A 25,188-nucleotide genomic window follows, 5' to 3' on the forward strand; every position below is an offset into this window, starting at 1 on the left:
CATCGAACGACCAGTAGTGGTTCCACGCGGGTGCTTGTTGATGCGGAAGGAAGTCCCAGGGTGCCCATTGCTGTTCATGGCTGTCGTCGGGAGTTACTTCGTCAGGTCGAGAGAAATCAACTGAATGAAAACAGCTACCCGGCCCGGTAAAATCCCAGCTCAGATAGTGTCGACCCCGCGCCCGCGGAGATCCTCTGAACAGTTTCTCCGGCTCCGGCGCGATGTACCTGTCGCCCCTGTTCTCGCACGGAGAAGGCCGTAGGGCACCGTCGAAGTGGTCCTAAACCGGAGGGTGGCCCGCCGACGAAAGGTGAGCCGGAACAAGGAAATCAGTAAAACCACGTGGCGCCTTTGGCTGCTGTCGTGGGATGGATCTCCCGTATCAGTCCGGCAGTCGAGGTGCCGGTGTTGGGTGTCCGAGATACGCCCAGCTAAGGGCAGTGCTCATTCAGCTTGACGACGCCGAATTCAATGCGTGTGGTGGTCGGGTGCCGACCTGGTGCTGTCGACTGTTCACAGGCAATCTGCTCACCTGACATGTACCACCACCCGGCGTCACTCCCGTGAAAATTGGAACGGTGCACGACAACAGCCAACTTGATCCTGTCTCATCCTCTCCTTCCTCATCAAGGAATCGAGTCTCTCTCGAACACAGGGCGGTTCACACGACACCGTTCCGGGTTACCGAGGTGCCGTCAGCGGCATGAGCGATGCCGAAGTCCAGGACGCGGGGGCCGGCCGGGGTGAGGATGGCGTTCTGCGGTTTCACGTGCCGGTGGACGACGCCGGCAGTGTGGATGGCGGCGAGGGCCTGGGCGGTGCCGGTGGCGAAGGCGTAGAGGGTGCCGCCGGTGAGCGCGCCGTGGGTGGCGAGATGCTGATCGAGGGTGAGCCCTGGGGCGTAGGCGGTGGCCAGCCAGGGGTTCTCGGCATCCGGGTCTGCTGCGAGAAGAGGTATGAGGCACGGCCCCTGCACTCGGGCTGACAGCTGGACCTCTCGGCGGAAGCGGTCCCGGAACTCAGGGCCCTCGGCCTGCGCGGGATGAATCACCTTTACCGCGACACGCAGGCCGGCCGGATCGAGACCGGCGTGAACGGTACCCATGCCGCCCGCGCCGAGACGGCCGACGATCCGGTAGGGGCCGACGTGCTTCGGGTCACCAGAGCGGGCAGGCTGGACCCGCGTCTCTGCGCGAGCGATGCTCACAGGGTGTTCGTTCCTCTTCTGCGATGGAGCGCCATGAGACTGGACGCACGCCCGTGAACGAAGCCCCAGCCTTGGGAACGGGATCGTATGGGCAGACTGCCGCAGCGGGTCGGGCAGTTCGCAGCTTCGTTGTCGCGAGGACGCTCCACGGAGTGGCCTGGCGGCAGAGCTATGACATGCGGGTGGGGACCAGTTGGGGACCACACGGTACGCGCGATGGCGCACGGCGGAGCCTCGGACGCGCAAATCGCTTCCAGATCAAGTCTGTTATATCCAGAAAACACCTCCGACCCTCACTCCTGGGGGTCAAGGGGTCGCAGGTTCAAATCCTGTCGTCCCGACGATGCGAAGGGTCCTCGCGGACGAAAGTCCGCGGGGGCCCTTTTCGTATGTCTCCGTCGGTCGTCTCCCGCCTCTGCGTTCTCTCCGTCCTCACCCGCCTTATGATCTTGTGCGTGACTGTGCAGAACATGGACAAGACGGTGTCCCGTAAGCAGCGGCTGCAGGAGAAGCAGCGGCGTCAGTTGGCGGTGGTCGACACCGTGGACAAGGCCGAGATCAAGGTCCGCAAGGCGGAGACGGAGCTGGCCGTGGCCGTCGCCGAGGCGGTGCAGGTGTTCGGCGACGAGCAGTCCGCGTCCGAGGGGCTCGACATGCCGGTCGGGACGATCCGGCACTTCCTCGGCATGGCGGAGAAGGACGCCGCCGATACCGCCAAGGAAGCCGACCAGGACGGCGGCAAGGACGGCGGCAAGGAAGCGGAGAGCTCTGACGGAGCCTGATTCCGGGTGCCGTCCGGACGGTCGCTCCGCCAAACGTCCGGACGGCGGGCGGCGGACGTTCAACTTCCCGCCATCGCCCGGTTGTGGCGGGTGAGGAGCGTACGGACTGTCGACCGGGCCCGTCCGGTCCTGTCCTACGGAGTGTCCATGACCGCGGCAGAGCCTCAGAACCCCCTGCACAGACGCGCGCTGCTGCGAGCCGCGGCAGTGCTGCCCGTCGCCGGCGCGGGCGTCGCCGCCTTCGAGACCTCCGCGCGGGCCGTCGCCGGCACGGCTCCCGGCGACGCCCACGCCTCCGCCTCCGTCTCTGCCTCCGCCGGGCACGGCGGTCGTTTCGACCCCGAGAGCCCGCGCTTCGTGCTGGCCGTCCTGCCCGACACCCAGTACCTCTTCGACGCCGACAGCACCGACCCGGCCCCGCTGCGGGAGGCGTTCCGCCATCTGGTCGCCGAGCGCGGCGAGGCGAACATCGCGTTCATGACGCACCTCGGCGATGTTACCGAGCACGGCACCGAGGACGAGATCGGACGGGCCGCCGACACCTTCCGGACCCTCCACGGCAAGGTGCCCTACAGCGTCCTGGCCGGCAACCACGACATCAGCTCCGGGGACGACCAGCGCGGCGACTCCGCGTACCTCGCCGCCTTCGGGCCCGCCCGCTACAAGTCCATGCCGACCTACCGCGGCGCCTCGCCCGACGGCTACAACACGTACCACGTGCTCAGGGCCGCGGGCCGGTCCTGGCTGGTCCTCGCCCTCGACTGGCGCATCTCGGACAAGGGCCTGACGTGGGCGAGGGGTGTCCTCGACGCGCACCCCACGCTGCCCGCCGTCCTCACCACCCACGACATCGCCTGGGCCGACGACGACGGCGAGGCGCAGCTGTCGGACAACGGAAAGCGCCTGTGGGACGGCCTGATCCGCGGCAACGACCAGATCTTCCTGGCGTTGGGCGGCCACTACTGGCCGCCGGGCCGCACGGTCCTGCGCAACGACTCCGACAACGATGTCCACATCCACATCACCAACTACCAGGACCGCTATTACGGCGGCGCCGGCATGATCCGTACGTACGGCTTCGACCTGGCCCGCGGGGTCGTCGACGTCGAGACCTTCTCGCCGTGGCTCCTCGCCCGCGACCCCGCGAAGCGGTCACCGCTGGAGGCCGAGACCATCGAACTGACCGGCGACACCGACCGGTTCAGCCTGGAGATCGACTTCGCCGAGCGCTTCAAGGGCTTCGCCCCCGTCGCCGTGCCGAAGCCGCGTCCCGCCTCCGCGGTGATGCCGCGCGGCACGGTCGCGTACTGGCGCTTCGACGCCGCCGGGACCTCGGTGGGCGGCACGGCGGGCAAGCCCGTCGCGGACGGCGCCGTCGTACGCGACCTCACCGGCAACGGGAACGACCTCGCCGTCAGCCTGCTGTCGTCGAGCGGGCCCGACGTCCTCACCTGGTCGGCCGACCACCACCCCGGCCAGCCCGCGCACGCCAGCCTCCGCTTCGACGGCGGCAAGAGCCCGGACCGCGGCGCGATCCTGACGACCTCCGCCCGAGCCGCCCTGAACAGCGAGAAGTTCCTCCGCGGCTACACCATCGAGACCTTCGTCCGGCTGCCCGAGCCCTTCGAGGGCGACCACTCCTGGATGGGCATCCTCAGCTGGGAGGGGCGCAACGGGGACGCGGGCAAGACCACGGGCTGGTCCCCGCTGGAACCCACCTGCAGCCTCAACCTGTCACCCGAGCGGTTCCTCCAGTTCGTGGTGTATCCGCAGCGCCAGGACGCCGACCCCACGTCGTGGAGCCACGCGGTGCCCGTGGGCCGCTGGATGCACATCGCCCTCGTCAACGACGGCCGCCGCACGGTGATGTACGTGGACGGCTCGAAGATCGCCCGCAATCCCTCGCAGCCGTCCACAGGCATCGCCACCCTCGGCAAGCCCTTCGTGCTCGGGGCCACCCAGTTCGACGAGAGCTTCGGACAGGGCTTCTACGGCTGGCTGGGCGACACGCGCATCGTGAACCGGGCGCTGTCCGTGGGGGAGTTCCTGAATCCTTACGTGTAGCGACGGAACGGTCACGGTGAGGTGATGAAAGGTCCGAGGTCACCGTCGGGTACGACGAAGGTCACATTTACATATCGGACACTTCGCACTTCAATCTTCACGCGAGGCACACAAGTTGGCTAAGTTGACGGCTGGGCCGTACGACTCCCTCCGGTGAACCTCGCCGGGTCGCGCGGTCTCCGCCGAATCCGACCGGCCTTCGTGGCGGCCGGAGCCGGAGGTCCAGTCGACTTTCAGGGTGAATCGGCCCAACTGCCCGGTGGGCAGAGGTCGTAGGGCACGCTTTTTCGTAACTTCCCGCCCGAACCCGACAGTCGACCCGGCTGGCGGTGCACGGAAGGAGTCGTCTCCCATCGCGCCGGAACGAACGCAGCGCCCCGGAGGCACCGACCTCCCCGGCACGTCCCGCTCCGCCCTCGTGAAGGCGGCTCCCGCACCCGTGGACCAGTTCGCCTCCGCAGGCATTCCCACCCAGCGGGGTGACGAACCCACCCGCGAGGAAGTACAGCAGCGGATCAGCAACCTCTACGACCGGGTCGAGAACGCCACAGGCAACTACAACGTGACCCGGGCGATGAGCGCGGCGACGCGCGACACCGCCAGGCCGGCGTCCGGAGGCGGGGGCGGCCAGGGCGGAGCCGCCGATGCCGCCGCCCCGCTGCCGGACGTCGCGAAGAAGTGGTTCGACGTGGGCCGCTCGCAACTGGGCCCCGTCTTCCCCGCGGTGCTGCCGCCCGACAGGATGCCGGACCGGGGTGCGGCCGGGTCCCGGCCCGCCGACGCGAGCGGCCGTCCGGGCGGCGGCGGTGGCCGTGAGGGGCGCGGGGAACGCGAAGGGCGTGAGGGTTCCGACAAGCCCGCCCTGGAGCTGACCGCCGGTCCGAGCGCGGGCCCCGGCTCGGGAGGTGCCGCCGGACCCGTCGCGGAACTGACCGCCGGACCTGTCGCCGCGCTGACCGCCGGACCTGTCGCCGCGCTGACCGCGGGGCCTGTCGCCGCGCTGCCCGCAGGACCCGTCGCCGGGTTGCCCGCTGTTCCGGCCCAGCGCCAGGCGGCCGAGAAGGCTCTGCCCGGGCCGTCCGGCGGACCGTCGCAGGCGACCCTGCGGACGTCGAAGCAGCGCAACCAGCGCAAGCTCGGACAGGCCCGCGACCTGCTGGCCGGACACGTGGCCCGGCGCGGCGCACCCGTCGCCGAACTGCGGCCCTTCCAGGCGATCGAGGGTGCGTGGGGCCCCGCCGCACAGGAACAGCACCCCCGCCCGGCCGCGCCCGGCGTGAACGCGTGGCAGCAGTCGGCCATCGGCACGGACATGCGCGCGGGCACGGACATGTACGCCGGTACGGCCATGTACCCCGGCATACCCGGTACGGGGGCCGGGGTCACCGCCGACCAGAGCATCGGAAACGGCGTGTACGTGGGGGTCGGGGTCGACCAGTACGCCGGTGCTCCGTACACCGGCGTCTCGTACACCGGAGCCCCGTACGCCGGTGACCGGCAGAGCGACACGAGCAGGTACGTCGACGCGAGCACGCCCATCGCCACGGGGGTCGCCCTCGACATGCAGCAGGCGGCCAACCCCGGATACGGCGTGCCCGCACCCGTGCCCGCACCTGTGCCAACTCCCGCCCCCGCTCCCGCCTATACGACGCCCGCCTATGGCACGCCCGTTTTTGCCGCGCCCGACCCGGGGTACGGCGGGCAGGGAGCCAGGGCTGTCGACTTCGCCCGCGCCCAGATCGGCAAGCCGTGCGTATGGGGTTCCATGGGGCCGGGCTCGTACGACTGCTCCAGTCTCACGCAGGCCGCCTGGAAGGTCGCCGGGGTCGCGCTCCCGCGTTCCGTCCAGGACCAGGCGACCGCCGGCACGATGGTGCCTGTCTCGGACATCCGCCCCGGTGACCTGGTGCTCTTCAGCGGACAGGTCGCACACGTCGGCATCGCCACGGGCGACGGCATGATGATCCACGCGCCGAGCCCGGGCGCCGCCATCCGCGAGGAGTCGATCTACTGGGCCGGCGAGGCGGCGATCCACAGCGTGATCCGCCCTGCCTGAAGGGGGCGTTGAACAGGGGGTGCGGGCGGCCGTGGCCGTCTGGCGAACGGTTCGACCGCTGCCGCGGGAGCGCGGCGTCTTCCGCACGGAGTACGAGGGCACGACCCTGCGCGACCACTTGGCGCTGGCCCGGCCCGCCGTCCGGGCAGGCGTCGGGCGAGTCCACCCGTGACCACGCCGACCGCGCGCTCGCTCGCGGCGGGCTTTCCGCTCCGCCGCGAGCCGGCCGGGCGGGGCTCAGCCCAGGCCCACGTAGTCCTGGAGCGCCTGCGAGCGGGAGGGGTGGCGGAGCTTCGACATCGTCTTGGACTCGATCTGCCGGATGCGCTCACGCGTGACCCCGTAGACCTGGCCGATCTCCTCCAGGGTCTTCGCCTGGCCGTCCAGCAGCCCGTAGCGGAGGGTGATGATGCCCGCCTCGCGCGGCGTCATGGCGGACAGGACGGTCTGGATGGTGTCCCTGAGGAGACGGAACGAGACCGCGTCGAAAGGGGAGACGCTTTCGCTGTCCTCGATCACATCACCGAGTTCGGTACCGCCCTCCTCGCCCAGTGGCATATGCAGGGAGACCGGTTCTTTGATGTAGGTGTCGAGTTCCATGATCTTCGAAACGGGTAGATCCAATTTCTCCGCGATCTGCTGAACCGTGGGTTCGACGCCCAGTTCCTGGAACAATTCCCGACGCAGTCTGGCCACTTTGTTGATCGCTTCCACCGCGTGGACCGGAATGCGGATGGTGCGGCTCTGATCGGCCAGGGCCCGGGAAATCGCCTGTCTGATCCACCACGTCGCGTAGGTCGAGAACTTGAATCCCTTGACGTAGTCGAACTTCTCGACGGCCCGGATCAGGCCCGTGTTGCCCTCCTGGATCAGGTCCAGGAAGTTGAGCCCGCGGCGTGTGTAGCGCTTGGCTATGGACACGACCAGTCGGAGGTTCGCCTCGGTGAGGTGGGACTTCGCCCGCAGACCGTCCTCGGCGACCGCGGTCAGCTCCCGCCGGAACAGGGGGTCCAGACCGCGCTCCTCGTCCAGCTTGCGCTGGGCGAACAGGCCGGCCTCTATCCGTCTGGCGAGATCCACCTCCTGCGCGGCGGTGAGGAGCCGGACCCGGCTGATCGACTTCAGATAGTCGCGTACCTGGTCGACGGAGGCGCCGTCCGACGTGAGTACCGGTTCGGGCGCGTCGGATTCGTCGTCCGCGGCCGACGGAAGGGCCCGCTGTTCCTGGTGGTCTGTCTCCATCGCGCTCAGCATCTCTCCCGGGCCTCGGTCCCCGCGCACACTCAAGCAATGTCAACCAACGTGAACCAGGACCGCTGGGCCCTTGGAAAACCCACATTCTCGTCATTCCGCTTTCCGCTCATAAAGGTACACCCGCCCGTGCGGTCGGAGACGGCCCCGAATTACCGCAAAATTCGGGTGACAAGTATCACGTGAGCTGCGTTCTTGCCTTTTGAGACGTTTCATGGGCCCTCGGACCGCATCCGGTGCCCTTCGCGTCCCGTACCGGCCGAGACATCCGCGTGGATCGCACGTACTACTGCATGGTCTCCGTCACCGGCCCGCAGGAGGAGAGCGGCATCTCGGGGTGGGTGGCGGCGACCGCCCGCAGTCCGGCGTCCCGCCGACGGCACGGCACGCGACCTCCTCGACACCAGAATGGGTGGGGGGTCCCGGTCGGGGCGTTCAGCTCCGGTAGGCGCGCAGCTTTCGGTACAGGGTGGCGCGGGCGATGCCCAGGGCCGCCGCCGTACGCGCCTTGTTGCCGCCGTGGCTGCGCAGCGCCTCCAGGATGGCGGTGCGCTCGGCATGCTCCATCGGGCTCAGCGGCCGTGCCGGAGGCCTTTCGCGGACGTGGTCCGGCAGTTCGGCCCGCCGCACCGGGCCGGTGGTCCGCCGTCGTTCGGCCAACGCCCGGACGAGCTGGGCGAGTTCGGTGACATTGCCGGGCCACGTGTGCCGCTCCAGGGCGTGCAGCGCGTCCAGGGACCAGGTCAGGGGCGGTACGCCCGGCGCGGGCCTCGGTGTCAGTTCCGCCAGCAACTCCCTGATGTCGTCCGGGCGTTCGCGCAGCGCGGGCAGTGCGACCGAGCGGGCGGCCAGGCTGTCCAGCAGCCGCTGGAGGCAGGGGCCCGGGGGAGTGCCTGGCGTATACGTGACCAGGAGGGGCGGGTGCGGGTGTGAGTGCCGGTGGGCGTCCAGGAGGGAGTTGAGCGCGGCGACCCCGACCGGTGCGAGTTGCTCGGCGTGGCGCAGCAGGAGCGGGCGGTCCGGGGCCGGTGCCGCGGTCCCGGACCGGCCGTCGACCGACGTGCCGGCCCAGCCGTGGATCGCGTCGGCGGCCGGCCGCTGTGCCGCGTCCACGACCAGCGGGGCCGGTTCGCCGCGGGCGGCCAGCAACTGCCTTGCCAGGAACGTCTTTCCGGTGCCCCGCTCGCCGGTCAGCAGCAGGGGCTCGCGGGTGCTCGCCAGTTCCGCCGCGCGGCTCGTCGCGTGCCGCCAGGGGACCGAATGCCCGGCGAGCGTGACGCGGGGCGGTCCGACGGGCCGCGCGGGCAGCCCGACGGGCGGTTCGATGACGGCGACGACACCGATGACGGCGCCGCCGTGGCACACCTGCGTGATCCAGGCGGTGCCGGCTGCGTCGGGCAGTTCGAGGGGGTAGGGGGCGCGGCCTCGCTCGGCCGCCCTCTCCGGTTCACGCCATTCGGCCGGCCGGTCCGGCCGTTCCGACAGGTGGGACCTGTGTGGCCCGCGCGGGCTGTGCGGGACGTGTGGCGGGTGTGGCTTGTCCTGGCCGGTCTGTGCGTCCGGCCGGTTCGCCGTTGTGCTTCGTTCCTGTGCTTCCAGCGCTTCCAGCGCTTCCAGCGCCGACGGTGGCAGCAGGCCCGCCGCCGCCTCGGTCAGCAGGCGGTTGCGCCCGTCCAGCGCCACGACCGCCGCCCCCGGCCGGGCGGCAGCCCGCTGGTAGGCGTCGAGCAGTACGCGTTCCGCCGTGCGCGACCGGGTCAGGAGTTCCGCCTCGACGGCCGCCACCGTGGCTTCGGCGAGGGCGGCCCCGGGGTGCGGCGAACGTTCGGCGCAGAGGCCGGACGTGACGGTCACCGTGCCGAGGACCCGCCCGTTCTCCGGCGCCAGCACCGGAACGCTGACGGCGGACACGTCCTGCCACAGGTCGAGGAAGTGCTCGGGGCCGTGCACCTCGGCGCGGCTGCGGCTGCGCAGGGCGAGTGCCGCGCTGTTGTGCCCGACCTGCTGTTCGGACAGGTCGGGGTACCTCTCGTCGTGCGGGCTGTTCCCGCCGGACCACAGGACCCGCAGGCGCTCGTCGGTGAGGACCACGGCCGACTGCCCGGAGGAGAGCGGGGGCGCCAGCCGTTCGAGCACCGGTCGGGCGGCGGTCAGCAGGGCGGAACCCGCCGGAGGTGCGGGATCGGCGGGGTCCGTGAGGTCGTGCGGTACGCCGAAGAAGCGGGCGCGGCGCCAGGCGGCGGCGACGTCAGCAGGTACGTCGTCGGGGAGCGGGAGTCCTGTGAGGAATCGCTCGCGGGCCCGGCGGAGGGGGGTGAGGGCGTGGGGGTCGTTTGCGGTGGTCACGGCGTTCTCCACGGTACCGGGTGTTGTTTAAGGGGCAACAAGGGGTGGTGTCCGGCCGTGCATGTGCGGGTGGGTCCGGGCTGGCCGAGCAGTTCCCCGCGCCCCTGCCGGTCGCGAGGTGGGCAGACCTCTGCGGGTGAGTCGGGGCTGGGTGCGCGGTTCCTCGCGCCCCTGTCCGGCGGGGGATGGGCGGAGCCGCGCGGGTAGGTCTGCGCTGGCCGCGCGCAGTTCCCCGCGCCCCTGGGGGGTGGGGATGGGCGTGTGCCCCGTGGGCGCGGGCGCGGAGAGCTTGGCCCCCGTCGTCACAACGATCGCTTGCCGCAGGCTTCCGTTGCCGTCCGCAAACGTCCGCAGCCGGCCGCCGGCCTTCGCAACCCTCCCGCAAGCTATCGAAACAGAAAGCGCTGTCATGCGTCTCGACAACCGTTTGTGGCCGCCCCATTCTTCAAGCAGGTTGTGGCATGAGCCTGACAGGAGACTTCATGACCAAGGGCATGATCAAGCGCAGATCACTGCTCGCGGCGGCGGGCGGCACGCTGCTGGGCAGTGCGCCGGCGACAGGCACCGCCCGGGCCGACGCGACGATCGCGGTCAACCCCGCCACCACCTACGGGCGGTGGGAGGGCTGGGGCACCTCCCTCGCCTGGTGGGCCAACGTCTTCGGCGCACGTGACGACTTCGCCGACCTCTTCTTCACCACCAAGTCCGTGGCGTACGGCGGCAGGACCCTGCCCGGCCTCGGGCTGAACATCGCCCGCTACAACCTGGGCGCGTGCAGCCCGAACAGCGTGGGCGGCCAGAGTATGGCCGCCTCGCCCAACATCCCGGCGTTCAAGCAGATCGAGGGCTTCTGGCAGGACTGGAACAACGAGGACCCCACGTCCTCCGCCTGGGACTGGACGGCCGACGCCAACCAGCGCGCCGCCCTGGTCAAGGCGACCCAGCGGGGCGCGGTCTCCGAACTCTTCGCCAATTCGCCGATGTGGTGGATGTGCCTCAACCACAACCCCTCCGGCGCGTCCGGGGGTGGCAACAACCTCCAGTCCTGGAACTACCGCCAGCACGCCTCCCACCTGGCCGCCGTCGCCCTGTACGCGAAGAACAACTGGGGCGTGAACTTCGGATCGGTCGACCCGTTCAACGAGCCCTCGTCCAGCTGGTGGACCGCCACCGGCACGCAGGAGGGCTGCCACATGGACGCCACCGTCCAGGCGGCGGTCCTGCCGTACCTGCGCAGCGAGCTGGACATCCGCGGGCTGTCCGGCGTCAGGCTCTCCGCGTCCGACGAGACGAGCTACGACCTGGCCCGTACGACCTGGAACTCCTTCGGGGCGTCGACGAAGGCGCTGGTCGGCCAGGTCAACGTGCACGGCTACCAGGGGTCGGGCGGCCGGCGCGACCTTCTTTACACCGATGTCGTCACGACGGCCGGCAAGAAACTCTGGAACTCCGAGACCGGCGACGGCGACGGCACCGGCCTCACCCTGGCGAGCAACCTCTGCCTGGACTTCCGCTGGCTGCACCCGACCGCCTGGGTGTACTGGCAGGTGATGGACCCCTCCACCGGCTGGGCGATGATCGCGTACGACCAGAGCACGCTGCAGCCGACGACCGTGCAGACCAAGTACTACGTGATGGCCCAGTTCAGCCGGCACATCCGGCCGGGGACGACCATCATCGACACCGGGGTCGGCTACGCGGTCGCCGCCCATGACGCGGCACAGAAACGCCTGGTCGTCGTGGCCGTCAACTCCGGTGCCGCGCAGACGCTCACCTTCGACCTGTCCCGCTTCTCCGCCGTCACCGGCGGCGCCGGCGGACTCGTACGGCGCTGGAACACGCTCACCTCCGGCGGCGGCGACCTCTACACCGCCCGCTCGGACACCTATCTGAACGGCAGGAGTCTGAGCGTGCCGTTCGCCGCCGGATCGGTGCAGACCTTCGAGATCGACGGAGTCACCGTGTGACGGTCCGGGCCCCGGCCCGGACGCGCTGACCAGGGCGGTGGTGCCGTCGCCCCGGCAGGGCGGGTGTCTCAAAGTGAGACACCCGCCTTCGCGCGTCCGGGTCCAGGATGGTGATGAGCTGCGTGCTGTTCCACCGGGGCTCATCCACCGGGGCTCCGACGCAGCCGATGAAAGTCGATGAAAGGTGATCACCATGGCCCTCGCACTGCTCCGGCGCCGACGGCGGGAGCGGGCCTCCGGTACCGGCGCGACGGGCATCTCGCTTCCCCTCCCGCCCGGCGCGGGCGCTCTCGGCCGCGAGGTCGTCGACCCCCTGGGCCAGCCGATGGGGGCGGCCGACGTGACGGTCACCGCGCTGGACAGCCACCGGGTCGTGGCCCGGGGCACCACCGACCCGTACGGCTACTTCCTCGCCGCGCTGCCGCCCGGCCAGTACAGCCTGATGGTCGCCGCCGAGGGGCTGCACCCGCACCGTGAGACGGTCGACGTGGTGGCCGGGCCCACCGCTGCCGGCGAACAGATCCAACTGCAGCCCGCCAGGCGGCTGGAGCTGCCGGCGCCGGGCACCTGGCTCTTCGACCCGCCCCACACGGCGATCCGGTTCATCGCCAAGCATGTCGGCATGGCCCATGTGCACGGCCGCTTCGAGCGGTTCGACGGCGGCATCCAGATCGCCGAGGACATGGCCGACTCCCGGCTGCACGTCCGTATCGACGCGTCGAGCATCACCACCGGCAACCGCACGCGCGACGACCACCTGCGGTCCGGGGACTTCCTGGACGTGGAACGGTTCCCGCACATCGACTTCCACAGCACGCGGTTCGCGTACCGCGGCGGCAGCAAGTGGACCGTGCACGGTTCGCTGACCATGCACGGCGTGAGCCGGTCGGTGGGGCTGGACACGACGTACCTCGGCACCGTGAACGGCGGCTACGGCGAGGAACTGCGGTGCGCGGCGCTCGCGAAGGCGGAGCTGCATCGCGAGGACTACACGCTCAACTGGCGGTCGATGCTCGCGCGGGGTATCGCGGTGGTCGGCCCGACGGTGCAACTGGAGCTGGACGTCCAGGCGATGTACCGCACACACGACACGCCCACGCCACCGCGGTAGCGCTGAGGCTGAAGGGGGCCTGGGCGGAAGCCTCAGGCCCCGCCCGTGAGCAGGCGGCGGGGGTTCGCGGTGCGGAAGGCGTGGGCCGCCGCTTCGCCCAGGCCGAAGCCCGGGGTGCGCGGGAGGTCGGCGTACGGGTGGTCCGAGCCCTGGACGATCGCGGCGGTGCCCAGGGCGCGGGCGGCCGATTCGACCGCGCGCGGGCCGTACGAGGAGGTCTCCACGAACACGTCCGGGTCGGCCTCCCCATGTGCCTCGGCCCCGGCGCGGGCCGTGAAGCGCTCGCCGTGCAGGGGCGCCAGACCGGCCAGCAGCGCGAAGCACACCCGCAGGCGCGGATGACGCGGCCGGCCGAACGCCCGGAACGCGAACCACGCCGCGTGCATCTGCTGCACGTACGGCACCATCGCGGGCCACCATCCGGGCCGCGGACCGAGGCCGGTGGCCGGGCCCGGGTGGATGAACAGGGGCAGGTCCCGGTCCGCCAGCAGGTCGAGCAGCGGGGCGCAGCGCGCGTGACCCGCCGCGTCGGCCAGGGCGTTCGCCGGGAGCTGGAGGCCCGCGAAACCCAGGTCCAGACAGTCCGCGGTCGCCTTCGCGTCGATGTCCCGCACCCCGGCGGCGGCCCACGCGCCGAACGGGCGGGGCAGCTCCGCCGCGTCCTGGTGGTACGCGTCGAGCAGGGGCCGGGCCTCGCCGGCGGGCAGCCACTCCACACCCAGCGGGGAGGACAGCGAGATCAGCGCCAGACCGAGGCCGTCGGCGACCGCCCGCTCGGACCGCCCCGCCACGTCGTGGTCGGCCGGGGAGACCTCGTAGGGCGGCTCACCGGCGGTGTGCAGCGTCCAGCCGTCCAGGAACGGCGGCTCGGTACGCGCCCGCAGAGCCGCGACGAACGAGCCGGTCCACAGATGCTGATGTACGTCGACGTGGGTCACGAGGCTTCTTCCGTCAGGGCACGCAGGGCGTTCCGTACCTCGTCGGACCCGAGGACGCCGGCGTGCACCCGGTCCACGTCCGTGCCGCAGGGCCGGTCGTCGTCCAGGGGCGGCACCAGTGCGCGGATCGCCCGGTGCAGGAGGGCGGGGCCCCGGCCGAGGGTGGGGGGCGCGGCCAGGTCCACCGCCTGTGCGGCGGCCACGGCCTCCACGGCGAGCAGCTGCCGCAGCCGGACGAGCATGGTCGACAGCCGCCGCGCCCCGAGTGAGGCGTTGGTCGAGTCGTCCTCGACACCGTCCGCGCCGTGCCGGGGGTCGGTGCTCACAGGCGCCGACAGGAGCCGGATCTCGGCGACCAGTGCCTGTGCCGTCTTCGCCAGCGGCGCGAAGCCCGAGCGCTCCGGGCCGTACGGCGAGAGGTTGGCGGGCAGCCCGCTGAGCGCGGGGTTGAGCAGCCGCCGCATGCGCTCGGCGGAGACCGCCGCGGTCTGCGCCAGCGCCAGCGCCACGGTGTCGAAGGCCAGGGCGAGGGCCGGGGTGTGGAAGTTGCCGGAGGAGAGGATCTCGCCGGGTACGCCGTCGGTGGCGGCCAGGACCACCGGGTTGTCGCCGCAGCCGTTGAGCTCGGGATCCAGTGCCGCGCCGGCGAAGTCGAGCGAGACGTACAGCGCTCCGTGCACCTGGGCCGCGCAGCGCAGGCTGATCGGGTCCTGGACCCGGCGGGCCTGCCGGGGGTCCGTGAGGGCGCCGCCGGAAAGGAGCGCGAGCAGGTGCTCCGCCGCCCGGGCCTGGCCGGGGGCGGGACGCAGGCCCAGCACCCGGGCGTCGAGCGGGCTGGTGTTCGCCCGGAAGCCCTCGAAGGTGAGCGCCGTGACCGCCTGGGCCAGGGCCAGGACGGTGGCCGTCTCCCGCAGGACGAGAGCGCCGTGGCCGGCGGCCAGCGGGCTCGCGCTGCACAGCACGTGGCCGTCCTTGGGGCCGAGCTCCGCGGGGGCCAGCCCGGCCCGGCGCAGGGCCGTCGCGCCGTCCAGCACCTCCCCGGAGAGTTCGGCGCGGCCCTCCCCGAGGACGACGAGGCCGACATGGGCCATCTGGCACAGGTCCGAGGCACCGATCGACCCCACCTCGGGGACCAGCGGGTGGACGCGGGAGTTGAGCATGCCGACGAGCAGGGGCAGGATCCGCGGGCTGATCCCGCTGCCGCCGGCCGCCAGGCCGTTCACGCGGGCGATCAGGGCGGCGCGTACGACGGGGACCGGCAGCGGGTCCCCGACCGCGTTGGCCCGGCCGCGTACCGTACGCACGCTGAACCGCGCGAGTTCGTCGCGCGGCAGGGCGTACGACGAGCGGCTGCCGAGTCCCGTCGTCAGTCCGTACGTCGGCACCTGGCGGTCCACCACGTCGTCGACCACCGCGCGCTCGCGTGCCAGCCGGGGGAGCACCTCGTCCGCGAGGACGACCCGGGCGCCGCGCAGGGCCACGGCTGCCACGTCCGCGCAGGACAGGGAGCGCCCGTCGACGGTGACCGCTTCGGGCATCGTCCCGGTCGCGGCCCGGAGCGCCGCTTCGGTCGTCGCTGCGGGCATAGATTCGGTCACCGGTTCGATCACTGCTTCGGATTCCGCGGGGTAGGGGCCCGTCATGAGAACCGCAGCTTCTGCCCGAGCCCGCGCTCCCCGGCCTTCGCGAGCACGGCCGCGCCCAGGGCGATGTCGGACAGGGACAGACCGCGGTGCCAGAACAGGATCGTCTCGTCGGACCGCTCCCGGCCGGGCTTGTCGCCGGTCACGATCTCGCACAGTTCCCCGTGCAGGGTCGCCTCGCTGAGCCGGCCCGACTCGACGTGCGCGCGCAGAGCACCGAAGGGGCCGGACCGGCACTGGCCCCAGTCGTCGACGACGACCTTGTCCATGATGTCGGTGAGCGAGAGCTCGACCGCGCTCATCGTTCCGTACGGGACGACGAGCGCGCCCGGCGCGATCCACTCCGTCCTCAGCAGGGGTTCGGGCCGCTCCAGCCGGGAGGCCTCCACGACGATGTCCGCGCCTTCGACGCACGACTTCCAGTCGTCGGTGACGATCACGGGCTTGCCGAGGTCGTCCGCCAGCCGCTTCGCGAAGGCCGCGCGGCTCTCCGGGCGGCGCGAGTGGACGCGGATCTCGTCCAGGTCGAAGACGCGGTCGAGCAGCCGGACGTTCCAGTACGAGGTGGCGCGGGCGCCGATGTGACCGAGCACCTTGGAGTCGCTCTTCGCCAGGTGCCGGGCGCCGAGCGCGGTGAGGGCGCCGGTCCGCATCTCGGTGATCGCGGTCGCGTCCAGCACGGCCAGCGGCATGCCCGTACGCGGGTCGAAGAGGTTCAGCAGGGCCATCTCGGAGGGCAGACCGGATTTGTAATTGTCGACGTAGTCGCCCACGATCTTGACTCCGGCCATGCCGAGCGGGGCCACATAGCCGCGCAGCACATTGAAGTGGCCGTTGAAGGCGGGGTCGGGGGTGAGGTGCACCCGTGGTTCGATGACCGTCTCGCCGCGACCCTGGGCGAGGAGTCCCTGTTCGACGGCGTCAAGCACCTCGGTGTCGTCGAGTTCCAGCCGCTCGATGTCGGAACCGTTCAGGAACGTGAACAGAACAGGGTCAACAGCGGTCATTTCGGGCGTCCTCTCGCTTTCTTCGGACGAACGTAACGCCCCGTTTACAAAAGGGGATTGACTGTAATTCAGTCACGAACAACTCTGCATGACGATATGCAGTCGGGTAAGGGGCAGCTTTGATCAGATTCGACGCGGTGAGCAAAAACTATCCCAACGGCACCACAGCAGTGGACGCACTGTCCCTGGAGCTGGCCGAGGGCGGCCTCACGGTCCTGGTCGGCCCCTCGGGCTGCGGCAAGACCACGACGCTCCGCATGGTCAACCGCATGGTGGAGCCGTCGGCGGGCACGGTCAGCCTGCGCGGCCAGGACATCCGGGAGGTGGCCGCGCCCGAGCTGCGCAGGGGCATCGGTTACGTGATCCAGCACGCCGGGCTCTTTCCGCACCGGACCATCCTGGACAACGTCGCGACCGTGCCGCTGCTGCTCGGCTGGGGCAAGAAGAAGGCCCGCTCGCGCGCCGCCGAGCTGCTGGAACTGGTGGGGCTGCCGGCCACGATGGCCAAGCGCTATCCGTACCAGCTCTCCGGCGGGCAGCAGCAGCGCGTCGGGGTGGCCAGGGCGCTGGGCGCGGATCCGCCCGTCCTGCTGATGGACGAGCCGTTCAGCGCGGTCGACCCCATCGTGCGCGGCGAGCTGCAGGCGGAGTTCCTGCGGCTGCAGAAGGAACTGCACAAGACGATCGTCTTCGTCACCCATGACATCGACGAGGCCATCAAGCTGGGCGACCACATCGCGGTGTTCCGCACGGGCGGCAGGCTCGCGCAGTTCGACACCCCGGAGCGGTTGCTCGCGCATCCCGCCGACGACTTCGTGGCGGACTTCGTCGGGCAGGACCGGGGCATTCGCCGGCTCTCCTTCGTCCAGGCGTCCGGTCTGCCGCTGCGTGCGGGACCGGTGCTGGCGGTGACCGCTCCCGTCGCCGACGCGCGGTCCCTGGGCGAGCCGTGGGCGCTCGTCGTCGACGCCGCCCGGCGTCCGCTGGGCTGGGCCGCGGTCGCCGACCTGCCCCCCGGCGGCACGCTGGCGGACGCGACGCTCGCCCCGCTCGGCCACACGTTCGCCCTGGACGGCGACTCGGCGCGGGCCGCCCTCGACGCGGCCCTGTTGTCCCCCTCCCGCCTCGCGGTCGGAGTGGACGCGCGGGGCGCGGTCGCGGGGGTCGCGGACGCGTACGAGTTGTCCGCCGCGATAGCGGGGGCGTCGGCCCGCGCCGACGTGTCGGCCGGGGCACGCACCCCGGCCCCGGCCGACGGCGCGGCGGCGACCGAAGCGGTCACGCCGGCTGCACCGGTCACGCCGGCCGCATCGGTCGCATCGGTCGGCCGAGCCGACTCGACCGCCGCCGCCGCGCCGAAGCTCACCAAGAGCGACGCCGACGCGGACGGACCCCTGGGCGCTCCCGAGGCCGGCTCCGAGGCCGGCCGCGAGGACGGGCCGGTGGCGAAGGACAGCGCGGGCGGTGACGAGCGATGAGTGACGGCGAGCCGCTCGTGCGGTGGGCGTGGATCGGCGACCACGTCGGTGAGCTGGCCCACTACACCGGGGTCCATCTGCGGCTGGGCCTCCTGCCGGTGCTGTTCGGACTGATCATCTCCGTGCCGCTCGGCATGCTCTGCCACCGCTACCGGTGGGTCTACCCGCCCACCCTGACCGCGGCCAACGTGCTGTACTCCATCCCGTCGCTGGCCCTGTTCATGATCTTCGTCCGCTACACGGGGCTCACCGAACGCACGGTCATGATCCCGCTGACCCTGTACACCCTGTCGGTGCTCATCCCCAACGTCGTGGACGGCCTGGCCTCGGTCCCCGATCCGGTACGGCAGGCGGCCACCGCGATGGGCTTCAGCAGCGTCCGCCGCGTCGTGCAGGTGGAACTGCCGATCGCCGTGCCCGTCGTCGTCGCCGGTGTACGGGTCGCCGCGGTCTCCTCCATCAGCCTCGTCGCCGTGGGACAGCTGATTGGCCAGGGCGGCCTCGGCTACTACATCACCCGGGGCCTCCAGCTCGACTTCCCGACCCCGATCATCACCGCGACCGTACTGATCATGCTGCTGGCCCTCGTCACCGACGCCCTGCTCGTCCTGACGCAGCGGCTGCTCACCCCGTGGGCCCGCGGCAAGGGGGCGAAGGCGTGAACGATCTCCTGAACCAGATCCGGCTCGTCGGCGAATGGCTCACGTCGTCCGCGCAGTGGCACGGCGACGACGGCATCCCGCACCGGCTCGCGGAGCACCTGACCTACAGCGGTCTGTCCCTGCTCTTCGCCACGCTGATCGGGCTGGCGTTCGGCCTGCTGGTCGGCCACACCGGCCGCGGCGCGTTCGCCGTCGCCACCGTCGCCAACCTCGCGCGCGCGATCCCCACCTTCGGCCTGGTCGTCCTCGTGGTGACCCTCGCCGGACTCAGTACCGCCCCCGTGCTGGTCGCCCTGGTGGCGCTGGCCGTCCCGCCGATCCTCATCAACACCTTCGAGGGGGTCCGCGGTGTCGACCCCGACGCCCGGGACGCCGCGAAGGGGATGGGCATGACCGGCTGGGAGGTCCTGCTGAAGGTCGAGGTGCCGATGGCGCTGCCGCTGATCCTGCTCGGCCTGCGCGTCGCCGCCATCCAGGTGGTGGCCACGGCGACCGTGGCCGCGTACCCCGGGCTCGGCGGCCTCGGCCGCTACATCGTCGACGGGCTCTCCCGCAACGACTACCAACTGGTCATCGGCGGCTCCGCCGTCGTCGTGGCCCTGGCGCTCGTCGTCCAGGCCCTCTTCACCGCGCTGCGGCGCGCCGTCGTCTCGCCCGGGCTGCGGCCCGCGGCGGCCAAGTCGTGAACCACCGGACCCACCGGACCCACCGGACCCACCGGAATCACCGGCCCTGCGCGCACCCGAACCGCGGGCAGGCCGCACCCGAGCACCACCCGAGACCTGAGCCGTACCTGAGAAAGGGAACACCCATGAAAGCCACGTACCGTACCGCCGCCTTCGGTCTTGTCGCCGCGCTCTCCCTGACGCTCACCGCCTGCGGAGGCGGGGACGACAGCGACGACAATCCGCTGACGGGCGACAGCGGCGACAAGGGAAGCGGCAAGGCGATCGTCGTCGGCTCGGCCAACTTCCCCGAGAACCAGCTGCTCGCCGAGATCTACGCCCAGGCCCTGGAGGACAAGGGCCTCAAGGTGACCCGCAAGTTCGACATCGGCGCCCGCGAGGTCTACTACGACCAGGTCGTCAAGGGAGGCATCACCGTCTTCCCCGAGTACAACGGCGCGCTGCTGTCCACCGCGGTCGACAAGAAGAGCACCGCCACCGACACGCAGGAGATCAACGCCGAGCTGAAGGAGAAGCTCCCGAAGTCGGTCGAGATACTCGACTCCGCGGCGGCCGAGGACAAGGACTCGGTCACGGTCACCGCCAAGACCGCCGACAAGTACAAGCTCAAGTCGCTCGCCGACCTGAAGCCGGTCGCGAAGGACCTGACCATCGGCGCCGGCTCGGAGTTCAAGACCCGTACGCAGGGCGGGGTCGGCCTGAAGGACGTCTACGGCGTCGAGTTCGGCAAGTTCCAGCCGCTGGACGCGGGCGCCCAGAGCACCCTGGTGAAGCTGCTCAAGGACGACAAGGTGCAGGCCGCCAACCTGTACACGACCGACCCCGCCATCGTCGAGGACAAGCTGGTCGTCCTGGAGGACCCGAAGAACCTCTTCTCCTCGCAGAACATCACGCCCCTCGTCTACAAGTCCGCGGTGAACGACAAGGCCAGGTCGGCGCTGAACGCCATCTCGGCCAAGCTCACCACCGAGGACCTGCTGGACATGATGAAGAAGGTCAGCAACGACAAGGAGGACTCCTCCGACGTCGCGAAGGAGTGGCTGACGTCGGCCGGTCTCGCGGGCTGAACCGCACGGGGACAGGAGTGAGCGACACGGAGGCGGCGGGCGCGGGCACCGGTGACGACGCGTCCCTCGGGGCCCTCGCGCCCACGCGGCTGCACCAGCTCTTCGAGGGACGCCGGCTGACGCCCACCCAACGGCGGATCGCCCACTGCCTGGTCCGCCGGACGGCCGCCGCGCCGTTCCTGTCGAGCGTGGAGCTGGCCCGGCTGGCCGGGGTGAGCCAGCCGTCGGTGACCCGGTTCGCGGTCGCCCTCGGCTTCGACGGCTATCCGGCGCTGCGCAGACATCTGCGCGACGTCGTACCCGCCGGGCCGGCCGTGGACGCACGGCCGGCCAACCCCTACCAGCGGGCGATCCGGGCCGAGGCCGACAACCTGCTCCAGCTCGCGGCCCTGCTGGCCGACCCGGGGCCGGTCCTGGCCGCCGGTCGGCTGCTCGCCGCCTCCCGGCCGCTGCCCGTGCTCGGGCTGCGCGCCTCGGCGGCCCAGGCGCGCGGCTTCGCCTACTTCGCCGCGAAGGTGCACCCCGACGTGCGCCTGCTCGACGAGGGCGGGTCGCTGCTCGCCGACCGGATCGGCGCGGCCCGGCACGCGGGCGCGAGCGCGCTGCTGTGCTTCGCGCTGCCGCGTCACCCGGCGGAGCTCCTGGCCGCGCTCGACCACGCCCGGGACGCCGGGCTGAGCGTGGTGACGATCGCCGACGGCACGTTCGCCCCGGTGGCCGCCCACAGCGACCTGCTGCTGCCGGCCGCGGTGGGCACGGGTCTGGTCTTCGACACGGTGAGCGCCCCCATGCTGCTGGGCCAGGTCCTCCTGGACGCGATGTGCGACGCCCTCCCCGACGCCCAGGCCCACCTGGAGGAGTTCGACGCCCGGGCCGAGGCACGGGGCCTGTTCGCCGACTGACCCGACGAGCCCGGACCTGACCGTCCTCGACCTGACCGTCCTCGACCTGACCGTCCTCGACCTGACCGTCCTCGACCCGACCTGTCCTCGACCCGACCTGTCCTGACCGGGACCTCGGACGTCCGCCGATCGGTGTGCGGTAAGGTTCACCTGCGTCTTCGCGCGGTCCGCCGCGGCGAGACGCATCGGGACGTGGCGCAGCTTGGTAGCGCACTTGACTGGGGGTCAAGGGGTCGCAGGTTCAAATCCTGTCGTCCCGACTTTACGAAGTCGCAGGCCGGAGCCGGAAGGCCGCTTCAGAGCAGATCTGAAGCGGCCTTCCGGTTTTTGTCCTGATACGGGCCCGGCGCGGCGGCCGGTACGCGTCGGGAGGCGCTGCGGTGGGCCGAGACGCCGAGGGCGAGCAGCCAGTAGCTGAAGAGCGCGCCCATCAGGGCGGTCGTGCCCCAGCCGTTCGCCGCGTAGAAGTGCGAGGGGGTGTTGCCGAAGAAGAGGGACGGCACGAAGACCAGGTTCAGGCCCGCCAGGAAGTAGGCCGAGCGGCCGGTCCAGCGCGGCAGCAGCCTCGCGAGCGTGAGAACGCGGCCCACGGCGGTGAGGAAGAGCGCGAGCAGGACGCGGCCGATCGTGCCGTAGAGGACGTACGTGCCGCTGACCGCGATGGTCGGGTCGACCGGACGGTCGGCGGCGATGACCGCGCCCGCCTCCAGCCCGCTGGAGACCAGGGTGACCGTCGCGTAGACCAGTCCGGCGGCGAAGGCCACCGTGCCGAGCCACTCGTGAGCGGGTGCCGCCGCCTTGACCAGCTCGCGGAAGAGCGTCGTGAACACGATCAACGACGCCAGTGCGAGAACTCCGATCAATAGCCTGGCCAGGACGTTCGCGTCCGGCGGTGGCCCGGAGTAGAGGAAGTACAGGGGGACTTCGACTATGAAGGCGGCGGCGGTGACGATGCCGGTGAGGCCCGTCAGCCGCCTGGCGGTGGTTTCGTTCACGGCTGTCCCCCTGGGAGTGGCGTGGTGGGCGCCACGTCGCTCCGTGTCCGACGACGTGGGCGCGGTGGGTCAGCTGCCGCCCATGCCGCCCTGTGCGGCGATCATGGTCATCGGCAGATCCTGCACGGTTCCCGCCAGACCGGGAGCCAGGGCGGCGAGAGACCGCGTGCAGGCGTCGATACGGTCGCGGTGGGTCCTGCGGTCCTGCCGCGAGAGAACCGGGCGGACGTCGCCCGCCGAGGCCAGCGCCAGCAGCGCGGCGTCCGCGGCGGGGATCTCCCGCACCGGCGTGTCCCCGCGCAACGCCTCGGACACACGGGTGCGGACCTCCTCGGTCACGGCGGGCCGCGTCACGGTCAGCCGCCGTTTGCCGAGAAGGGTGCGGGAAGTCCGCACGGCGAGCAGCCCCGTCTCCAGGAGCCGGTCCTCCACCTCCGTCAGGGTCCGCTTGCGGTGGCGGCGCGCGAGACGCTTCCAGCCGTGCCCGGTGCCGACATCGCGCAGCACACCGTCGAGGACGGGAGCGCCGGTCGGTTCCGCGCCGGCTCCGGACAGGACGACCACCCCGGCCTCCTCCACCAGCCGGCCCCGCAGGGCGAGGTCGATCAGGGCGGCGGTGCGGACCAGCAGTTCCGTCCGGGCACGGTGGTAGGGGCGCTCGGCCACGTCGTCGTGGGCGAGCAGGTACATGGCGCAGGCCAGATCTTCGATCACCCCTCGACGGTAGGGCCGGGCGCCCCGTTCACGGATCGGCCGCGGGAAGGGGCGGGCACTGGGACCACGGGGGGATGGCGGCCCGGCCTCATCCCTGAGGAGGAGAACGGGCGGTCAGGGGCGGCGCGGCTGTACTAGGCCGTGGTCGTAGGCCGCGACCACGGCCTGCACGCGGTCGCGCACCCCCAGCTTGCGCAGCACCGCGCTGACATGGTTCTTGACGGTGGCCTCCGACAGGCGCAGATGCCCCGCGATCTCCGCGTTCGACAGGGCCTGGCCGATCAGGGTGAGAACCTCCCGCTCGCGGCCGGAGAGCTCACGCAGGGAAGGCGGTGGCGCCGGGTCGGGCGTGGTGCGCAGGAACCGGTCCAGGATCCGGCCCAGCACGGTCGGTGCCAGCAGCGCGTCCCCGCGCGCGGTGACGCGGATGGCGTCGACGAGTTCGCCGGGGCGGATGTCCTTCAGCAGGAAGCCGCTCGCTCCCGCCCGCAGGGCGTCGACGACGTGCGCGTCGACGTCCCAGGTGGTCAGCACGAGGACGCGGGCCGGACTGCCGGACCGCACGATCTGCCGCGTCGCCTCGATTCCGTCCACCACGGGCATACGTACGTCCATCAGCACCACGTCGGGTGCCAGCTCCCGCGTCAGCCGTACCGCCTCCCGGCCGTCGGCCGCCTCACCGGCCACCTCCAGGTCGTCCCGCGCGTCGATGATCATGCGGAATCCGGTACGTACCAGGGCCTGGTCGTCGGCCACCACCACGCGCAGCGTCATGACGCACGGTCCACGGGCAGCCGCGCCGACACCTCGTACCCGCCCCCGGGCCGCGGACCGGTCCGCAGGCTGCCGCCCACGAGCCGTACGCGCTCCTTCATGCCCACCAGACCGCGCCCCGCCCCAGCCGCGTACCCGGGTGCGAGGCCCGGCGCCGCCCGTCCGTTGTCGATCACCGTCACCCGCACACAGTCCCTCTCCGCCGTCACCCGCACGCTCACCTCGTCCGCGCCCACCGCGTGCCGCAGTGTGTTGGTGAGGGACTCCTGGACGATCCGGTACGCCGCCTGGTCGACCGTCGCGGGCAGTCCGGCGGTGGCCCCCTCGCGGTGCAGACCCACCGTCATCCCGGTGGCCCGCACGGTCTGCACCAGCTCTTCCAGACGGGCGAGCCAGGGCCCCGGACCACATTGCTTCCCAGTCCCAGTCCCAGTCCCAGTCCCAGTCCCATTCCCAGTCTCGGTTGCAGTCGCAGTCGCAGTCCCGTCCGCGGAGCCGTCATCCGCATGACCGTCACTCGCTCGACCGTCATCCGCGTACTCGCCGTCCGCGTAGCCGTCCTCGTCCGCGTAACCGTCCTCGTCCGGCCGGAAAGCCCGCAGCAGCAGGCGCAGTTCGCCCAGGGCCGACCGGGCGCCGGTCTCGATGACCCGCAGCGCCTGGCGGGCCTGCTCGGGCCGTTCGGCGAACACGTCGTCCGCCGCGCCCGCCTGGATGACCATCACCGACAGGGTGTGGGCCACGACGTCGTGCACCTCGCGCGCGATCCGCGCCCGTTCCTCCACCACGGCCCGGCGCATCTCCGCCCTCGTCCGCTCCCGCTGCGCTCTGCGCCACTGTCCCGCGGTCCACGCCAGGACCACGGTCAGCAGCCAGACCGCCAGGCCGGTAGCGCCGCCCGCCCCGAAGGCCAGCGGCGCCGGCAGGCACATCGCCGCGAGCGCCAGGACCGACACCCGCCGCGGCCTGGTGGCCGACAGCACGCACAACGTGATCTGCGCCGCGAGCAGCGCGCCCGTCAACGTCACCGCGGGCAGGAGCACCCACACCGCGAGTCCCGCCGACGCGTTCACGGCCAGTACGGTCACCGGGGCGCGCGCCTGCCATCGCAGCGCGGCGGCCTGGACGACCACCAGGGCTGCGGCCACCGGGAGCCGGCCGACGTGGTCGGCGCCGGCCACGGAGACCGAGGTGCCGAGGACCGTGAGCACCAGGCCGGCCGACGTCCACCACAGCGTCCGGGCCGCGCGGGGCGACAGCTGACCCCGCGCTTCCGCGGCGAGGGTGTCGTCCGGCTGCCCGCTGCTGCGACTCACCTTCCGAGCCTATCCGGAGGGTGAGCGGCCCCTCACGTACGCCACGTACGCCACGTACGCCACGTACGCCACGTACGCCACGTACGCCACGTACGCCCAACACGTACGTCCCACTCGTACGCCAACGTCCGGTATCTCGTTCGTAGTTCGAAGTTTCGATTCGTGGGTCGGTGCCGCAATCTAGGGCCGCGACCGTGGCCCGTCAATGCCTTCGCCGCATCT

The 25,188-nt window shown here is 71.4% G+C and carries 19 protein-coding genes, 1 tRNA gene, 2 pseudogenes and 1 riboswitch; of the genes and pseudogenes, 12 read left to right on the plus strand and 10 right to left on the minus strand.

The window, feature by feature from the left end:
• Positions 1-664 precede the first annotated feature (664 nt).
• Positions 665-1,207: pseudogene (locus K3769_RS34860) on the minus strand (serine/threonine-protein kinase); the annotation flags it as partial.
• A 455-nt stretch (positions 1,208-1,662) separates the two neighbouring features.
• Between K3769_RS34860 and K3769_RS34865 the strand changes: the two are divergent.
• From K3769_RS34865 to K3769_RS34880, 4 genes are all read left to right on the plus strand, one after another.
• Positions 1,663-1,989, plus strand: a complete 327-nt coding sequence (locus K3769_RS34865; protein WP_267030216.1) for a hypothetical protein — start codon at positions 1,663-1,665, stop codon at positions 1,987-1,989.
• A gap of 147 nt (positions 1,990-2,136) precedes the next feature.
• Positions 2,137-4,053: a LamG-like jellyroll fold domain-containing protein gene (locus K3769_RS34870; protein WP_267030217.1), complete on the plus strand. Its 1,917-nt coding sequence runs from the start codon at positions 2,137-2,139 to the stop codon at positions 4,051-4,053.
• A 170-nt stretch (positions 4,054-4,223) separates the two neighbouring features.
• A riboswitch (cyclic di-AMP (ydaO/yuaA leader) is annotated at positions 4,224-4,397 on the plus strand.
• 95 nt (positions 4,398-4,492) lie between these two features.
• Positions 4,493-6,109: a C40 family peptidase gene (locus K3769_RS34875; protein WP_267030218.1), complete on the plus strand. Its 1,617-nt coding sequence runs from the start codon at positions 4,493-4,495 to the stop codon at positions 6,107-6,109.
• A 31-nt stretch (positions 6,110-6,140) separates the two neighbouring features.
• Complete coding sequence (locus K3769_RS34880) at positions 6,141-6,281, plus strand: hypothetical protein (protein ID WP_267031768.1); 141 nt, start codon at positions 6,141-6,143, stop codon at positions 6,279-6,281.
• A gap of 65 nt (positions 6,282-6,346) precedes the next feature.
• On the opposite strand, the gene K3769_RS34885 is transcribed toward K3769_RS34880, so the two are convergent.
• Positions 6,347-7,351, minus strand: coding sequence for an RNA polymerase sigma factor (locus K3769_RS34885; protein WP_372515102.1), 1,005 nt, complete (start codon positions 7,349-7,351; stop codon positions 6,347-6,349).
• 444 nt (positions 7,352-7,795) lie between these two features.
• The gene (locus K3769_RS34890) at positions 7,796-9,706 is read right to left on the minus strand and encodes a helix-turn-helix domain-containing protein (RefSeq protein WP_267030219.1); all 1,911 of its coding nucleotides are present in this window, start codon (positions 9,704-9,706) and stop codon (positions 7,796-7,798) included.
• A 494-nt stretch (positions 9,707-10,200) separates the two neighbouring features.
• On the opposite strand from K3769_RS34890, the gene K3769_RS34895 reads away from it, so the two are divergent.
• Positions 10,201-11,673, plus strand: a complete 1,473-nt coding sequence (locus K3769_RS34895) for a glycoside hydrolase (RefSeq protein ID WP_267031671.1) — start codon at positions 10,201-10,203, stop codon at positions 11,671-11,673.
• Between the two features lie 193 nt (positions 11,674-11,866).
• Positions 11,867-12,784, plus strand: a complete 918-nt coding sequence (locus K3769_RS34900) for a YceI family protein (RefSeq protein WP_267030220.1) — start codon at positions 11,867-11,869, stop codon at positions 12,782-12,784.
• Positions 12,785-12,816: 32 nt separating this feature from the next.
• Here the strand turns inward: K3769_RS34900 and K3769_RS34905 are convergent, their stop codons facing one another.
• The 3 genes from K3769_RS34905 to K3769_RS34915 are packed head-to-tail and all read right to left on the minus strand — an operon-like array spanning position 12,817 to position 16,372.
• Positions 12,817-13,722 (minus strand): amidohydrolase family protein, encoded by a 906-nt coding sequence (locus tag K3769_RS34905; protein ID WP_267030221.1) that lies wholly within the window; start codon positions 13,720-13,722, stop codon positions 12,817-12,819.
• Entirely contained in the window at positions 13,719-15,308 is a 1,590-nt protein-coding gene (locus K3769_RS34910) for an HAL/PAL/TAL family ammonia-lyase (protein WP_267030222.1), read from the minus strand. Before K3769_RS34910 ends, K3769_RS34905 begins: the two co-directional genes overlap by 4 nt.
• 53 nt (positions 15,309-15,361) lie before the next feature.
• Complete coding sequence (locus K3769_RS34915; protein ID WP_267030223.1) at positions 15,362-16,372, minus strand: ornithine cyclodeaminase family protein; 1,011 nt, start codon at positions 16,370-16,372, stop codon at positions 15,362-15,364.
• Positions 16,373-16,491: 119 nt separating this feature from the next.
• Here K3769_RS34915 and K3769_RS34920 point away from each other — a divergent pair.
• The 6 genes and pseudogenes from K3769_RS34920 to K3769_RS34945 all read left to right on the plus strand — a co-directional run.
• Positions 16,492-17,646, plus strand: a pseudogene (locus tag K3769_RS34920) (ABC transporter ATP-binding protein); the annotation flags it as partial.
• A gap of 200 nt (positions 17,647-17,846) precedes the next feature.
• Positions 17,847-18,512 carry an ABC transporter permease gene (locus K3769_RS34925; RefSeq protein ID WP_267030225.1) on the plus strand — a complete coding sequence of 222 codons (666 nt, stop codon included), beginning with the start codon at positions 17,847-17,849 and terminating at the stop codon, positions 18,510-18,512.
• Positions 18,509-19,198 (plus strand): ABC transporter permease, encoded by a 690-nt coding sequence (locus K3769_RS34930; protein WP_267030226.1) that lies wholly within the window; start codon positions 18,509-18,511, stop codon positions 19,196-19,198. The genes K3769_RS34925 and K3769_RS34930 overlap by 4 nt, the downstream gene beginning before the upstream one ends.
• A 125-nt stretch (positions 19,199-19,323) precedes the next feature.
• Positions 19,324-20,265, plus strand: coding sequence for an ABC transporter substrate-binding protein (locus K3769_RS34935; RefSeq protein ID WP_267030227.1), 942 nt, complete (start codon positions 19,324-19,326; stop codon positions 20,263-20,265).
• 89 nt (positions 20,266-20,354) lie between these two features.
• A complete protein-coding gene (locus K3769_RS34940; protein ID WP_267031672.1) occupies positions 20,355-21,167 on the plus strand; it encodes a MurR/RpiR family transcriptional regulator in 813 nt (270 codons plus the stop codon).
• 186 nt (positions 21,168-21,353) lie between these two features.
• Positions 21,354-21,427: transfer RNA gene (locus K3769_RS34945), tRNA-Pro, on the plus strand.
• 36 nt (positions 21,428-21,463) lie between these two features.
• Here K3769_RS34945 and K3769_RS34950 read toward each other — a convergent pair.
• The 4 genes from K3769_RS34950 to K3769_RS34965 all read right to left on the minus strand — a co-directional run bounded on the left by K3769_RS34950 (position 21,464) and on the right by K3769_RS34965 (position 24,966).
• Positions 21,464-22,162 (minus strand): hypothetical protein, encoded by a 699-nt coding sequence (locus K3769_RS34950; protein ID WP_267030228.1) that lies wholly within the window; start codon positions 22,160-22,162, stop codon positions 21,464-21,466.
• A 69-nt stretch (positions 22,163-22,231) separates the two neighbouring features.
• The gene (locus K3769_RS34955) at positions 22,232-22,876 is read right to left on the minus strand and encodes a GOLPH3/VPS74 family protein (protein ID WP_267030229.1); all 645 of its coding nucleotides are present in this window, start codon (positions 22,874-22,876) and stop codon (positions 22,232-22,234) included.
• 114 nt (positions 22,877-22,990) lie between these two features.
• On the minus strand, positions 22,991-23,650 hold the full coding sequence (locus tag K3769_RS34960; protein WP_267030230.1) for a response regulator: 660 nt from the start codon (positions 23,648-23,650) through the stop codon (positions 22,991-22,993).
• Entirely contained in the window at positions 23,647-24,966 is a 1,320-nt protein-coding gene (locus K3769_RS34965) for a sensor histidine kinase (RefSeq protein WP_267030231.1), read from the minus strand. The genes K3769_RS34960 and K3769_RS34965 overlap by 4 nt, the downstream gene beginning before the upstream one ends.
• Between the last annotated feature and the right edge of the window lie 222 nt (positions 24,967-25,188).

The organism is Streptomyces ortus, from assembly GCF_026341275.1.
Lineage (GTDB): Bacteria > Actinomycetota > Actinomycetes > Streptomycetales > Streptomycetaceae > Streptomyces > Streptomyces ortus.